Source organism: Paenibacillus pasadenensis, assembly GCF_002864175.1.
In the GTDB taxonomy this organism is placed as follows: domain Bacteria; phylum Bacillota; class Bacilli; order Paenibacillales; family Paenibacillaceae; genus Paenibacillus_O; species Paenibacillus_O pasadenensis.
The window spans coordinates 1,053,038-1,067,188 of sequence record NZ_NFEZ01000004.1; the positions used below are offsets into that span (position 1 = coordinate 1,053,038).

12 protein-coding genes are annotated in these 14,151 nt (G+C 66.9%); 9 read left to right on the plus strand and 3 right to left on the minus strand.

Going from position 1 to position 14,151, the window contains the following annotated elements:
• Positions 1–30: 30 nt before the first annotated feature.
• The 3 genes from B8V81_RS14150 to B8V81_RS14165 all read left to right on the plus strand — a co-directional run bounded on the left by B8V81_RS14150 (position 31) and on the right by B8V81_RS14165 (position 4,646).
• Complete coding sequence (locus B8V81_RS14150; RefSeq protein ID WP_101808563.1) at positions 31–1,704, plus strand: extracellular solute-binding protein; 1,674 nt, start codon at positions 31–33, stop codon at positions 1,702–1,704.
• A 51-nt stretch (positions 1,705–1,755) separates the two neighbouring features.
• On the plus strand, positions 1,756–3,060 hold the full coding sequence (locus B8V81_RS14155) for a Gfo/Idh/MocA family protein (protein WP_101808564.1): 1,305 nt from the start codon (positions 1,756–1,758) through the stop codon (positions 3,058–3,060).
• Positions 3,061–3,905: 845 nt separating this feature from the next.
• Positions 3,906–4,646, plus strand: a complete 741-nt coding sequence (locus B8V81_RS14165) for an SDR family NAD(P)-dependent oxidoreductase (protein WP_028598104.1) — start codon at positions 3,906–3,908, stop codon at positions 4,644–4,646.
• A gap of 96 nt (positions 4,647–4,742) precedes the next feature.
• Here B8V81_RS14165 and B8V81_RS14170 read toward each other — a convergent pair whose 3' ends face one another.
• Positions 4,743–5,387 carry a pyroglutamyl-peptidase I gene (locus B8V81_RS14170; RefSeq protein ID WP_028598103.1) on the minus strand — a complete coding sequence of 215 codons (645 nt, stop codon included), beginning with the start codon at positions 5,385–5,387 and terminating at the stop codon, positions 4,743–4,745.
• Between the two features lie 367 nt (positions 5,388–5,754).
• Here B8V81_RS14170 and B8V81_RS14175 point away from each other — a divergent pair, with 367 nt between their 5' ends.
• The 3 genes from B8V81_RS14175 to B8V81_RS25835 all read left to right on the plus strand — a co-directional run bounded on the left by B8V81_RS14175 (position 5,755) and on the right by B8V81_RS25835 (position 9,738).
• The gene (locus tag B8V81_RS14175) at positions 5,755–6,588 is read left to right on the plus strand and encodes an alpha/beta hydrolase (RefSeq protein WP_028598102.1); all 834 of its coding nucleotides are present in this window, start codon (positions 5,755–5,757) and stop codon (positions 6,586–6,588) included.
• 151 nt (positions 6,589–6,739) lie between these two features.
• Entirely contained in the window at positions 6,740–8,077 is a 1,338-nt protein-coding gene (locus B8V81_RS14180) for a glycosyltransferase family 2 protein (protein WP_052333066.1), read from the plus strand.
• The gene (locus tag B8V81_RS25835; RefSeq protein WP_240478967.1) at positions 8,074–9,738 is read left to right on the plus strand and encodes a glycosyltransferase family 2 protein; all 1,665 of its coding nucleotides are present in this window, start codon (positions 8,074–8,076) and stop codon (positions 9,736–9,738) included. The genes B8V81_RS14180 and B8V81_RS25835 overlap by 4 nt, the downstream gene beginning before the upstream one ends.
• A gap of 47 nt (positions 9,739–9,785) precedes the next feature.
• On the opposite strand, the gene B8V81_RS14190 is transcribed toward B8V81_RS25835, so the two are convergent.
• Entirely contained in the window at positions 9,786–10,676 is an 891-nt protein-coding gene (locus tag B8V81_RS14190; protein WP_028598101.1) for an AraC family transcriptional regulator, read from the minus strand.
• 126 nt (positions 10,677–10,802) lie between these two features.
• Between B8V81_RS14190 and B8V81_RS14195 the strand changes: the two genes are divergently transcribed.
• The gene (locus B8V81_RS14195; protein WP_101808566.1) at positions 10,803–11,624 is read left to right on the plus strand and encodes a phytanoyl-CoA dioxygenase family protein; all 822 of its coding nucleotides are present in this window, start codon (positions 10,803–10,805) and stop codon (positions 11,622–11,624) included.
• 47 nt (positions 11,625–11,671) lie between these two features.
• Positions 11,672–12,466, plus strand: a complete 795-nt coding sequence (locus tag B8V81_RS14200; RefSeq protein ID WP_101808567.1) for a sugar phosphate isomerase/epimerase family protein — start codon at positions 11,672–11,674, stop codon at positions 12,464–12,466.
• Here B8V81_RS14200 and B8V81_RS14205 read toward each other — a convergent pair.
• Positions 12,420–13,253 (minus strand): class I SAM-dependent methyltransferase, encoded by an 834-nt coding sequence (locus B8V81_RS14205; protein ID WP_101808568.1) that lies wholly within the window; start codon positions 13,251–13,253, stop codon positions 12,420–12,422. The two genes, B8V81_RS14200 and B8V81_RS14205, sit on opposite strands and share 47 nt — an antisense overlap.
• 142 nt (positions 13,254–13,395) lie before the next feature.
• Between B8V81_RS14205 and gpmA the strand changes: the two genes are divergently transcribed.
• A complete protein-coding gene (gpmA, locus tag B8V81_RS14210; protein WP_052333065.1) occupies positions 13,396–14,148 on the plus strand; it encodes a 2,3-diphosphoglycerate-dependent phosphoglycerate mutase in 753 nt (250 codons plus the stop codon).
• Positions 14,149–14,151 lie beyond the last annotated feature (3 nt).

Genomic DNA, 14,151 nt, shown 5'->3' on the forward strand with positions numbered 1-14,151 from the left:
ATCGAACGATCAATCGGGAGGGGTAGAAACATGGAGAGAAGCAAACGGAAGCGGACGAAGGGGATGCTGGCGCTGGCGCTCGCGGCGGCAATGCTGGCGGCATGCAGCAACGGCAACGGCGCAGGAAACGCAAGCGGCGGCAGCGGTGAAAACGGCGCAGGCGGAGACGGCGGGACCAAGGCCGACGCTGCCGCTCCGGCCGGACTGAACGAGAGCGGCTTCCCGATCGTCGGCGAGAAGATCACGGTCAGCGGCTTCGCCGGCAAGTTCATGGCCAACGTCGACTGGAGCACGCTCAAGCTTTGGACCGACTATGAGGCGCGCACGAACATCCATGTGGAATGGGAGACGGTGCAGAAGGACGTGCTCAAGGAGAAGCGCAACCTGCTGCTCGCCGGCGGCAATTATCCGGAGCTGTTTTTCGCCTCGGCTTTTCCAAAGACGGATGTGGCCAAGTACGGCGACCAGGGCGTGTTCCTGCCGCTGAACGATCTGATCGACCGCTACGCCCCGAACTTCAAGGCGCTGATGGAAAAGTACCCGGTCATCAAGCAAGGCATCACGATGCCGGACGGCAACATCTACTCGCTGCCGACGGTGTACGACCCGGAATTCCGCTCCGTCTTTTTCAACACGCCGTGGATCAAGAAGGAGTGGCTCGACAAGCTCGGCGTCGCGGAGCCGGCGAACCTGGAGCAGTTCAAGGAAATGCTGAAGGCGATCAAGACCGGCGATCCGAACGGCAACGGCAAGCCTGACGAGATCGCTTGGGGCGGCGTCGGCACGCTCGGCCTCGTGAACTATCTGAAGGGCGCCTACGGCCTGAACAACCACGGCACGGCCAACCCGTACGTGGACGAGGATCCGGAGGCGGCCGGCAAGATCCGCTTCGTGCCCTCCTCCGAGCGCTACAAGGAGCTGCTGGAGTTCGTGCACGGCCTGTACAAGGACGGCTTGCTGGAGAAGGACATCGCTTCGGTCAAGGCGGAGGAGATCGACGCGAAAGGCGCGGAAGGGCTGCTCGGCGTCGTCGACAACGTCGACCCGGTGGCGATCTACAACCAGCAGGGCTACGTCGGCCTGCCCGTGCTGGAAGGGCCGCACGGCGACCGGATGTACACGTACCTCGGCGCGCCGCTCGGCAACATCGGCATGTTCGCCTTGACGGACAAGGCGGAGCATCCCGAGGCGATGATCCGCTGGATGGACTATTTTTACGGGGACGAGGGCATCCGCAACTTCTTCATGGGCTGGAAGGACGAGACGTACGTGGAGAACGCGGACGGCAGCGTCGACTACACGGAGGACATCAAGAACAACAAGGACGGGCTCAGCCTCGACCAGGCGGTCAGCCAGTATCTGATCTGGCCGGGCGGCTACTATCCGGGCTTCGTCACGCACAAGTACTTCAAAGGCGCCGAAGGGCTGCCGACCTCGGTCGAGAACTCGAAAAAGGCCGACCCGTACACGCTGCAGGCGGATCAGGTCTGGCCGGGCTTCAACTTCGCCCAAGAGGAGCAGGAGGAGATGGGGACGCTCGGCACGGACATCCAGACGTACGTCGACGAGATGCGCGACAAGTTCATCCTGAATGGAACCGGCGAGTGGGACGCTTATGTCTCGACGCTGGAGAGCATGGGGCTGAAGCGGTACATCGAGATCTACCAGTCCGCCCTCGACCGCACGATCGGCTCGAACGGGTAGGCTTCGGACGCAGGCGGAGCCATCTATATTATAGAAGCAAGGAGAGACAACATGGCACAACTGACGGCTGTATTGATCGGCGCGGGGGCGCGCGGAGCCAAGGGCTACGCTCCTTATGCGCTCGATCGTCCGCATGAGCTGAAGCTGACGGCGGTCGCGGAGCTCGACCCGGTGCGGCTGGAGCGGACCGCCGAGCAGCACGGCGTGCCTCCCGAGGAGCGCTACGCCAGCTGGGAGCCGCTGCTGGACGGACCGCGGAAGGCGGACATCGCCATCATCTGCACGCAGGACCGGATGCACTACGAACCGACGATGCGCGCGCTCGCGGCAGGCTACCACGTGCTGCTGGAGAAGCCGATGTCGCCCGATCCGCTGGAATGCCTCGACATGGAGCAGGCGGCCCGCGACCACGGCCGGCTGCTGACGATCTGCCATGTGCTGCGGTATACGCCGTTCTGGGCGGCGATCAAGAAGCTGATCGCGGACGGGACGATCGGCGAGGTCGCCTCGATCCAGCTCAACGAGAACGTCGGCTACTGGCATATCGCGCACAGCTTCGTGAGGGGCAACTGGAACAACTCCGACAAGGCGAGCCCGATGATCCTCGCCAAGTCCTGCCACGACATGGACGTGCTGAGCTGGCTGATCGACAAGCCCTGCACGAGCGTCAGCTCGTTCGGCTCGCGGATGCATTTCCGCGAGGAGCAGGCGCCGCCGGGCTCGGCGGACCGCTGCCTCGACTGCGCCGTCGAGCCGGACTGCCCTTACTCGGCGACGCGCTTCTACCTGAGCAAGCCGTATATGGGCTGGGCGGGGCATTTTTGCGACGATCTGGAGCGGGAGACGATCCTGCACGGGCTGCGCACGACCGACTACGGCCGCTGCGTCTACCGCAGCGACAACAACGTCGTCGACCATCAGGTCGTGGCGATGGAGTTCGACGGCGGCGCGACGGCGATGTTCAGCATGAGCGGCTTCACGCATGAGCAGGAGCGGCGCATCCAGATCATGGGCACGCGCGGCGAGATCCGCGGCGAGGACGACCTCATCTCCGTGTACGACTTTCTGACCGGCCAAAAGACGATCATCCACCCGCCGGTGACCTGGTCCGGCCACGGCGGCGGCGACAGCGGCATCGTGCGCAGCTTCATCGAGGAGGTGCGGAACTACGGCGGGCAGGAAAGCCTGACGTCCGCGGCCGCTTCCGTGCGCAGCCATCTGATGGCGTTCGCGGCGGAGAAATCGCGCCTCTCCGGAGGCGTTCCCGTGCGGCTCGACGAGTATGCGCAGGAGCTGCGCGCGGCCGGAGCGGCCGGGGCGACAGGAGCGGCTGGAGCGGCTGGAGTCAAGGAGTAGCGGCGGCCGGGCAGGCACGCGGCCGCATAGGCCGAGGCGAAGAGGGCGGAGGCGCGGCAGGAAGCGGGGCCGGCGCGGCGACGGGACGTCCGGGCAGGAAGGTGGGGCGGCGAGCGGGCGGAGACGCGGCAGGCTGGCGAAGGGAACGCAGAGTTCCTCCGCCACGCAGCTCGCCAGCGGGGCCGGCCGAAGCAGCACGGGCGGCACGAACTCCGCGATCGGCAGCCCCGGGCTCATGGCAGCAGGACGCGGTCGGCGGCGGCGGCAAAGCCGTCAACAAGCCGGGCTCGCGCAAGCGCCGCGGCATCCGCTGAGCGCGGCGGGCCTGAGGCGGGAAATCCAAGGCAGAAATGTGCCTTGGATTTTATTTTCGGGGCCGAATTACACAATCCAGGGCAGAAATGTGCCTTGGATTCGGTTGTCGGGCCTTAATTCCCTCCATCCAGGGCAGAAATGTGCCTTGGATTCGGTTATCGGGGCCCGAATTCCTCAATCCAGGGCAGAAATGTGCCTTGGATTCGATTCTCGGGCCTGAATTCCCTCCATCCAGGGCAGAAATGTGCCTTGGATTTGGTTATCGGGCCTGAATTCCTCCATCCAGGGCAGAAATGTGCCTTGGATTCGGTGCTCGGGCCCGACTTCGCCAATCCAAGGCAGTCCTATGCCTTGGACCCGAGCCAGGAGCTGCCTCGACTTGAGGCAGCTCCTTTCCTTTTCCCGGCGCATCGGTCCGATCTCCAGAGCGGCATCCGTGAATCTGCATAGGAAAAGGAAAGCCGAACCAATCTAGAGAGTGGAACGGGGGCTGCGGCTCCCGCGATCCGATCCGGATGGGAGAGATGGACATGAGGTTCAAGGACAAGGTCGCCGTCGTCACCGGCGGCGCGAGCGGCATCGGAGCCGCTACCGTGCAGAAGTTCGCGGAGGAGGGCGCCAAGGTCGTCATCGCGGACTTCGCCGATCAAGGCCAGGCCGAGGCGGAGCGTCTGAAGGGGCTGGGCCACGAGGCGCTGTTCGTCAAGACGGACGTGACGAGCGAGGAGCAGGTGAAGCGCATGGTCGAAGAGACGGTGCGGACGTTCGGGCGGCTGGACATCCTGTTCGCCAACGCGGGCATCGCCAAGGACGCGCCGGTCGACCAGCTGAGCCATGAGGCTTGGGCGCGGACGATCGACATCAACCTGACGGGCGTCTTCCTGTGCGACAAGTACGCCGTCCAGCAGATGCTGGCGCAGGGCGGCGGCGTCATCGTCAACTGCGGCTCCATCCACAGCCATGTCGGCAAAGGCTCGGTCAGCGCCTACGCGGCCGCCAAGGGCGGCGTGAAGCTGCTGACGCAGTCGATGGCGGCCGACTACGCGGCCCGGGGCATCCGCGTGAACGCCGTCTGCCCGGGCTACATCGACACGCCGCTCATCGGCGGCCGCACGGAGGCGATCACGCAGCATCTCGTATCGCTGCATCCGATGGCGCGGCTCGGCCGTCCGGAGGAGGTCGCGGCGGCGGTGCTGTTCCTCGCCAGCGACGACGCTTCCTTCGTCACCGGAGCGAGCCTGCTCGTCGATGGCGGATATACGGCGGTGTAGCGCGGCAAGGCCATGGCAGCCGGCAAGCGGCAGCGCCATGGACAAAGGGGAGGCGCCGGAACGTTCCGGAGCCTCCCCTTTCGCGCGTCAAGCTGTTCAGGCTCCGCTCCGCTCGTCCAGCTCCGCCAGCGTCTCGGCGATCGCGATGCGCAGCGCGTCATGCAGCATGGACTGGGGCAGCGAGGGCAGGCCGGGCTTGTCCAGCGCCAGCTCCGTCGAGGCGGGGAAATGGATGAAGCCGGCGAGGGCGCCCGACCCGCTGTCGCGGACATGGTCGAGAGCGGCGTACATCGTATTGTTGCAGATGAACAGGCCCGCCGTGTCCGAGATGGAGGCGGGGATGCCCGCCGCTCGCAGCGCCAGCTCGATGCGGCGGATCGGCAGCGTGGCGAACAGGCCGTCCGGCCCGCCCGCCCGGATCGGCTCGTCCTGCGGGCGATTGCCGTCGTTGTCGCCAAAAGCGGCGCCGGCGGGCACGTCCATCGCGTTGACGGCGATCCGCTCCGGCGTGACGGCCGCGCGTCCGGCGGCCAGGCCGCAGCAGAGGACGGCGTCCGGCTGCAGGCGGTCGATTTCCCGCTTGAGCCGCTCGGCGCACTCGCCGAAGACGACCGGCAGCAGCAGCGTATGGATGGCGGCGCCGGGGAACGATTCCTCGCGGATGGACGCCATCAGCGCCTCGGTCGGGTTGATGCGGCTGCCCCCGAAGGGCTCGAAGCCGGTAATAAGCAGGTTTCTCATGGAGGGAAAGGCTCCTTTTCGCTCGCGGCCGCAGCCGCAGGTTCTCTAGGGCGTGTTTGCCACCTCCGAAGGAAGCCGATATTGCCGAATTTTTGATCCCTGCGAGGAACGTAGGCGAAGGCGTACCGGGGGTACGTCGAGCCTGCGTGACGAAGCAGGGGGCAAAAAGGCGGTGATAGATGCCCCTGAGCGGGTTTGCAAACACGCCCTAGCTTCACAGGCTATGGGCGACGAATCTTCTCTCGCCATTATTTCATGCCTGTCCGGCCGGGGCCAAGCCCTTTTTTCGCCGCACGGCAACAGAGCGTCCTGCATACAGGGTAATAGGAAGAAAAGGCAAACCGAAACGTCAAAGGAGGAAGGATCAATGTCCTACGAGGAGCTGAGCTGGAAAAGCCGCGACGGCGTCAGCATCTACGGCTGCCGCTGGATGCCGGAGGGCGAGCCGGTCGCCGCTGTCGGCATCGTGCACGGGCTGGGCGAGCATTGCGGCGCCTACGCGCATGTGGCTTCGTTCTTCACGGAGCGCGGCTTCGCGGTGATCGCCTTCGACCAGCGGGGGCATGGCCGGACAGAAGGCCGGCGCGGCGACTGCCCCGGCTACGACGCGCTGCTGGAGCCCGTGGAACGGATCGTCGAGGACATGCAGCGCCGCTGGCCGGGGCTGCCGCGGTTCCTGTTCTGCCACAGCATGGGCGGAAATGTAGCGCTCAACTTCATGCTGCGCCGCCGCCCGCCGCTCGCCGGAGCCGTCGTGGCGGGACCGTGGCTGAAGCTGGCTCCGGCGCCGCCGCCGGCAAAGCTGCTGTGGGGCCGCCTCCGCGAGCGCATGCAGCCCGGCTATCGCCTGGTCGGCGCGAACCGCCGGGGCACCTCCGACCCGGACATGCAGCGCCGCTATGACGAGGATCCGCTGCGGCACGGACGGATCACGCTGCGCACGTTCGCCGCCGTCAGCCAGGCGGGCCGCTGGGCGCTGAGCCACGCGCCGGAGCTGAGCGTGCCGCTGCTGCTCATGCACGGCGGGTCCGACCGCATCACGTCGCCGCGGGCGAGCCGGCGCTTCGCGCAGCGTGCGGGAGAGCGCTGCTCCTACCGCGAATGGCCGGGCTTCCGGCATGAGCTGCATGCCGAGGCGGGCCGGCAGGAGGTGCTCGCCTGCGCCGCCGACTGGATGCTGGGACGCTGCGGCAATAGCTGACAGCCTGTTGTCAGGGACGATCCGTCAGCTCCAATCCCACGAAAAGGTCGGCTCGGCCGCCAAATGGCCGCCTTGCTGAACGAGCGGAGATCGATCGTCATGCCGCCTTTCCAAGCCTCATATAGATGAGGCAGAGGAGGCGGCTTTTGCTATGAAGACAAGCATCGTCATACTGACGCACAACCAGCTGGACTATACGCTCCGCTGCCTGGAGAGCGTGCAGGCGCATACGTCCGACTACGAGCTCATCGTCGTCGACAACGGCTCGACGGACGGCACGGCGGAGCTGCTCCGGCAGAGCGGCTTCAAGACGGAGCTCAATCGCCGCAACGAAGGCTTCGCCAAGGGCTGCAACCAGGGGCTGGCGCTGGCCGAGGGCGACAACGTGCTGTTCCTCAACAACGACACCGTCGTCACGGCCGGCTGGCTGGAGGCGATGGAAAGGCTGCTCGAGCGGGAGCCGCTATGCGGCATGGTCGGTCCGGTCTCGAATTACGTCAGCGGCCCGCAGCGGGTCGACGCCCCGTACGGCCCGGGCATCGACGGCCTGGAGCCGTTCGCGGCGCAGCGCGCGGCCGGCTGGCGCGGACGCAGCTGGGAGCTGCCGCGGCTCGTCGGGTTCTGCCTGCTGCTGCGGCGCCGGCTGGCGCTGGAGATGGGAGGCTTCGACGAAGGCTACGGCCTCGGCAACTACGAGGACGACGATCTGTGCCTGCGGCTGCGGCGCGACGGCTGGCGGCTGCTCGTCGCCTGCGATTCGTTCGTGCATCATTACGGGCATGTGACGATGAACGCGCTGGGGGATCAGGGCTTGAGCATGCTGCTGGAGCAGGGCCGCCGGGTGGCGCGGGCCAAGTGGGGAGAGGATCCGGTCGAGCTGCTGTACCGGCGGACGCCGGCCGTCAGCTGCTCGATCGGCATCGGCGGCGAGGCGGACGAGGCGGCGCTCGACGCGACGCTCGCCTCCATCCGCGGACTGGCGGACGAGATCCTGCTCGTCCATCACGGCCGCGAGGGCTGGGAACGGACGGCGCGGCTCGGCCGCGAGCGCGACCTCAAGACGGTGCGCGCCGAGCTCGGCGAGCCGGCCGGAGCGAGGGCCGCGCTGGAGGAGTCCGGGCGCGAGCATGCGCTGTGGCTGCGCGCCGGCGAGGAGCTCGCGCCGGAGGAGGCGCGCCGGCTGCTGGCCCGGCTGCGGCGGCCGGAGGAGCCGCTGGCGGCGATCGAGCCGGTGCGGCTGCGGGTCCCGGCGGCGCAGCCGGGGGCGGCCGGGCGCGAGGAGCAGCGGGACGCGGCGGAGCGTACGGGAGCGGCCGGGCGCGAGGGGATGCAGGTACTGGCGGCGCAGCCGGAGGCGGCCGAGGCGGTCCAGCCGACACGGCTGCGGGACGCGGCGGCCAGCCGCCTGGTCCTCGCGTCGGCGCGTCCGCGCTGGGACGCCGCCGCCGGCGGGTACGCCGCGCCGCTGGCGAGCGGAGGCGCGCCATGACGCTGGCGAGGCCGACCGGCGGCGGTCCGGCTCCGGTGCTGCGGCCCGGTGTCACCTTTGAGACGAAGTGCTACGAGCGGGACTGGCGCGAGCTGCTGCTGACCGACCGCCTGAGCCGGGCGATCGCGCAGCATCGGTTTCCGTTTGCCGAGCGGATCCTGTACGTCAACAATGTCGAACGGCCCGAGCTCGTCCTCCGCCATGCGCGGCGGCTCGTCGACGAAGGCGTGCTGACGGACTGCGTGCTCGTCGACGAGCATAGCGAGGAGGCGCTGCTCTTTTTCGGCCTGACGGAGGAGGACTTCCAGGGAGGCTATCGCTACTCGATCGCCGAGCTGGTCGCCCTTTATCGCTGCCGCACGGAATATCTGCTCCATTATGCGGGCGACTGCATGCTGGAGGAGCCGACCGACTGGCTGCGGCCGTGCCTGGAGCGGATGCGGCTGCAGCGGTCGATCGTCGCGGCGAATCCGGTGCCGAACGGGCGGATGGACGAAGCGGCGCGGGAGGCGCTGCTGACCGACGGCGACTTCCATCTCGGCTATGGCTTCTCCGACCAGTGCTACCTCGTGCGGACGCTCGATTTTCGCGCGCGCATCTACGGGGAGCGCCATCCGGCATCGGAGCGGTACCCGGCTTACGGCGGAGAGCTGTTCGAAAAAAGGGTCGATGCCTGGATGCGCGTATCGGGCTTCATGCGGCTTACGTGGAGGAGGGGCAGCTACTGGCATCGCACGCTGCGCAGCTCCGAGCCGGAGCTGGACCTGTCGGCCCCGGCCTTGGCCTGCTACCGCGCCGGAGCGAAGGCGATGGAGGAGCTTGACTACGAGAGCGCGTCGGTCTGGCTCCGTCTCGCCGAGCTCGCCGTCTCCTGCGAGCGCCAGCTCGGAAGACGGCTGGATCCGGATCTGCGCTGGCTGCCGAGGCTTCAGCTGGCGGTCTGCGACGACCGACTCGGCCGGCCGGAGCTGGCCTGGCTCAGCAACGAAGCGGCGGCGGTCCACGCGCCGCCGGGGCAGCGCAGCATCGAGGCCAATCGGGAGATGATGGCGGAGCGCATGAGCGGGGGCGGCTCGGAGCAGCCGCTGCTGTCCGTGCTGATTCCCTCGCTGCCGGAGCGGAGCGCCTCGCTGTCCGTCCTGCTGGAGCGGCTGCGGGCCCAGGCGCACGGACGTCCGGTGGAGCTGCTGGCGCTGACGGACAACCGGCTGCGGACGACCGGAGCCAAGCGCAACGCGCTGCTGGAGCTCGCCCAAGGGAAGTTCGTCGCCTTCGTCGACGACGACGACCGGATCGCCGACGGCTATGCCGAGCGGCTGCTCGCGGCGATCCGCAGCGAGCCGGACGCGGACTGCATCGTGTTCGACGTGCGGGTGCACGCGGACGGATCGCCTTCCCGCCTATGCCGGTACGGAATCGAGCTGGATCATGGCAGCGACGCGGAGGGGTATACCCGCAAGCCCAACCATCTGATGGCCTACCGCCGGGAGCTGGCGCTGCGGCATCGGTACCTGGACATCGGCTACGGCGAGGATGACGAATGGGCTGCGCGCGCCAGCGCCGACATCGTGGTCCAGCATCGGATCGAGGCGGTGCTCTACGAGTACGATTGGGCGCCCAAGCCGCTGTCCTGGTACGGAGCCGCCCGCTCGCCGTCTTGAGCGCGCGGCCTCGGTCCGGGCCGTATGCTGGCGCCCCTCGGCGCTCCTCATTCCGGCGGGCCGGCTTTTCGGCTCTGCTCGCGGTAAGCGCCGGGCGAGGCGCCCATCCGCGCCCGGAAAGCATGATGGAAGTGGCTGAGGCTCGAAAATCCGCAATAATCCGCGATTTGGGACGCGGTATGGTCCGAGCCGGCGAGCAGCTCCCGCGCATGCTCGAGCCGCAGCTCCATCAGATAGCGATGGGGCGGAAGCCCGAAGCGCTCGCGGAAGACGGCCCGGAAGCGGGACGTCGACAGATGGGCGCGCCGGGCCAGCTCCTCGATGTCCAGCGGGTCGGCCAGATGGAAGGAGAAGTAGGACGGAATCCAGTCCAGCTGAGGGCGGCCCGGCTTGGAAGCGGCGGGATGCGCGTGATCCTGCAAGACGAGGTGCACGAGCCGGGTGGCCGCCGCTTGCGCCTTCAGCTTGGACAGCGGGTCGCGGTCCTGCCAGCTTTCCACCATCTCGAGAAGGAGATGCCGGTAGAGATGGGGCTTCTGCGGCTGCAGCAGGACGGGGATGGCGATGCCGTCGAAGTCGTTCAGCCTCGGCTGCATCAGGTGGGCAAATGAAGCGAGGTCCAGCTGGCCCGGCCGCGTAGGAAAGCTTTTTTCCCGTTGGGGCTCATAGAAGATATCCATATGCGCAAAAGGCGTCTCGTTGGCCCCGTCCGCCCTCAGATCGTGGACCGTGCCCGGCTGGAGCAGGCAGAACTGGCCTTCCTCGAACCGATGGCTCGTCCCGTCGGCCACGACATGGAGCTCGCCCTTGCGGATGTAGATGAACAGGTAGTCGAGCAGCTTGCGGAAGGGGAAATAATATGCCGGGCGGACGGCGAAGTCGCTTTCCCGGATGTAGGGGACGATCGGAAGGGCGGCGGAGTCGGGAAGCAGGTCCATGGCGGCTCCTTTCGCAAGTCAGTCATTTTAGGCAACTCCAATCATCATGCCATGCACATACAGGAAAGTAAAATCGCGATAAACTCCTTTATGAAAGCGATTTTACCGATAAGGAGCGCGAAAGCCATGAGCATAGGGAACCAACTTCCGGAGCTGAACGACACGGTGGAGCTGTCTGCCGCCGAGCGGGAAGGCTATCTTCGCGACGGTCATGCGATCATCCGGCAGCTGGCGCGGCCGGATGAGATCGCCGCCTACCGCGAGGTGATCGGCGAGGTCGTGCGGGAGCACAACTATCACACCAAGCCGCTGGAGGAGCGCGATACGTACGGCAAGGCCTTCATCCAGATCGGCAACGTCTGGGAGCTGAGCGAGGCGGCTCGAAGGTTCGTGTTCGCCCGCCGCTTCGCCAAAGCCGCCGCCGACCTGATGGGCGTGCCTGCGGTGCGCATCTACCATGACCAGGCCTTGTTCAAGGAGCCGGGCGGCGGGCATACGCCCTGGCATCAGGATCAGATCTACTGGCCGCTCGATACGGACAAGACGATCACGCTCTGGATGCCGCTCGTACCGGTGCCCGAGGAGGTCGGCTCGATGACCTTCGTGTCGGGCTCCCACAAGAACGGCTACATTTCCAAGCAGGAGATATCGGACGAGTCGCATCGGACGCTGAAGGCCTATATCGAGCAAAAAGGACTGCCGCAGATCAACTACGGCGCGATGGCGGCAGGCGACGCCACGTTCCACGCCGGCTGGACGCTGCACAGCGCGCCGGGCAACCCGACGAGCCTCATGCGCGAGGTCATGACCGTCATCTACATCGCCGACGGGCTGACGATCGCCGAGCCGGACAGCGGCGCGCGCCGGAGCGATCTGGCCCGCTGGTTCCCCGAGCTCTCGCCGGGAGATGCCGCCGCGAGCCGGCTCAACCCGATTTTGTATCCATAATCAAGCCGGCCGCAGCCGGACTCAAAGGCGCAGAAAGGGGAAAGCCGATGAAGCTGCTGTTTTTCAAAGCGCTGTGGGGGATGGAGGGAACGTTGGAGGACAAGCTGTCCCGTGCCGCCGCCCATGGCTATGCGGGGGTCGAGATGCCTCTGCCGCCGGTCGGAGAGGAGGCGCTGCTGGAGGCGCTGCTGGAGCGGCACGGACTGCAGCTGATTCTGCAGCTGTTCACGGACGGCGATCATGTCGCCTCGTTCCGGCAGCAGATGGAGCGGGCGGCGGCGTTCCGGCCGACGGCGATCGTGTCGCACAGCGCGCGCGACGCCATGCCGGAGGAGGAGCAGGACCGCTTTTTCGACGCGGCGCTGGAGATCGAGCGGAGGCATGGAGCGGCCGTCTGCCATGAGACGCATCGCGGGCGCGCGATGTTCACGCCGTGGACGACGTCGCGGCTGCTGCGCAAGTTTCCCGAGCTGAAGCTGGCGGCCGACTTCAGCCACTGGATGGCCGTATGCGAGTCGCATCTGGAGAATCAGCAGGACCATCTCGAGCAGGCGATCGCCCGCTCCTTCCATATCCATGGGCGGATCGGCCATCCCCAAGGCCCGCAGGTGCCGCATCCCGCCGCGCCGGAATACGCCCGCGAGCTGGAGCTGTTCACGGGCTGGTGGCGGGACATCGCGGCCGTCCGGAGAGCTGCCGGCAGCCCGCAGCTTACGTTCACGGCGGAGTTCGGCCCGCCCGGCTACTTGCCGACGCTCCCTTTCACCCGGCAGCCGGTGGCCGACCTGTGGGAGCTCAACGAATGGATGCGGGAGCATGCCCGCGAGCGGCTGCAGGGCTGAGCGTTTCGGAGCCTGCCGCGCGCCGCGCGTCTGCCCTTTTGCGGCAAAATCGCGTTTCCTCCGGTCCCGGACCGGAGGAAACGCGATTTTTTTTGCAGATGCCGGATTCCGGCATCAGCCGCGGGCATAATGCGCTTGCAGCTCCGCGAGCCTGCCGCGCAGCAGCCCGATCGCGGGATGCTCTCCTTTCTTTCGGAGCGGCGACGCCGAGTCCGGCCGAGTGGCCGAACGATACGGACGGGCAGCCCGCGGCCAGCTCCGCCCACCATTTCCACACGCCGAAGTCGCCGATCCTCACCTCGATGTCATGCAGCAGCAGCAGCCCGCCGGGAGCGAGCTTGGGCAGCCACGTCTCGCAGTCGTGGCGGACGGCCTCGTACGTGTGGAGCCCGTCGATATGCAGGATGTCGATGGAGTCGTCGGCGAACCGGCCGCACGCCTCGTCGAACGAAGCGCGGACGAGCCGGGCGCCCGGATAGAGAGCGGCGGCGCGGCTGGCGAGCTCATAGACGCCGTGGCCGTAGCGGCCGGCATGGGCATCGCCCTCCCATGTATCGACGGCATGCAGCGCTGTATCCGCCAGCCCGAGATCCTTGGCCGCCTGGCAAAAGCTGAAAAAGGAAGCGCCGTAATGGGTGCCGAGCTCGACGACGGCGGCCGGGCGCAGGTTGGCGACGAGGTCGTAGCCGAAGGCGAGATGGCCGCGCCAGGCGGACTCGCTGCGGAACAGGGGCGAAAGCCTTTCAAACTCAAAATCGGGCTCGTGCAGCGTCCAGGTTTCCTTCATGGCTTCAGGCTCCTTTCGCGTGGAGACGCTGCTTCTACCGTATGAAGGAAATCCCACGGGTAGACGGGGATTGGTCTCATTCCGCCCGGGACGGGTAAACTGAAAGAGAGAGCGGATACAGAAGGAAGGAGGCGGCCTGTAAGTGATCAAAATCGTGCTTGTCCGCCATGGGCAAAGCGAGTACAACGAGCAGAACCGGTTCACCGGCTGGACCGACGTCGATCTGACCGAGCGGGGCAAGGAGGAGGCGAGGAGAGCGGGAGCGATCCTCCGCCAGAACAAGTTCGTCTTCGACATCGCCTGCACGTCGGTGCTGAAGCGGGCGATCCGCACGCTCTGGATCATGCAGGACGAGATGGGGCTGCTGTGGATTCCGACCGACAAGACGTGGATGCTCAACGAGCGCCATTACGGCGCCCTGCAGGGGCTCAACAAGGAGGAGACGGCCCGCAAGTACGGGGAGGAGCAGGTGCATCTGTGGCGGCGCTCGGTGAGCGTGCGTCCTCCCGCGCTGGACAAGTCCGATCCGAGGTACGAGGGGACGGATCCGAAGTACAAGGCGATCGCGGACCGGGTGCCGGTGACGGAGAACCTCGACGACACGGAAGAGCGGGTGCTCGCCTACTGGCGGGAAAAGGTGGAGCCGTCGCTGCACGAGAACCGGCGGGTGCTGCTCGTCGCGCACGGCAATACGATCCGCGCGCTCGTCCGCTACCTGGACGACATCCCGGGCGACGGCATCGCGACGCTCAACATTCCGACCGGCACGCCGCTCGTCTACGAGCTGGACGACAGCCTGCGGCCGATCCGCCATTATTATTTGGAGGAAAACGAGCGCAAGGTGCGCAGCGACGCCGAGGCGGCAGAGGGAGCGCCGGACGTGCGCTCCGAATGATTG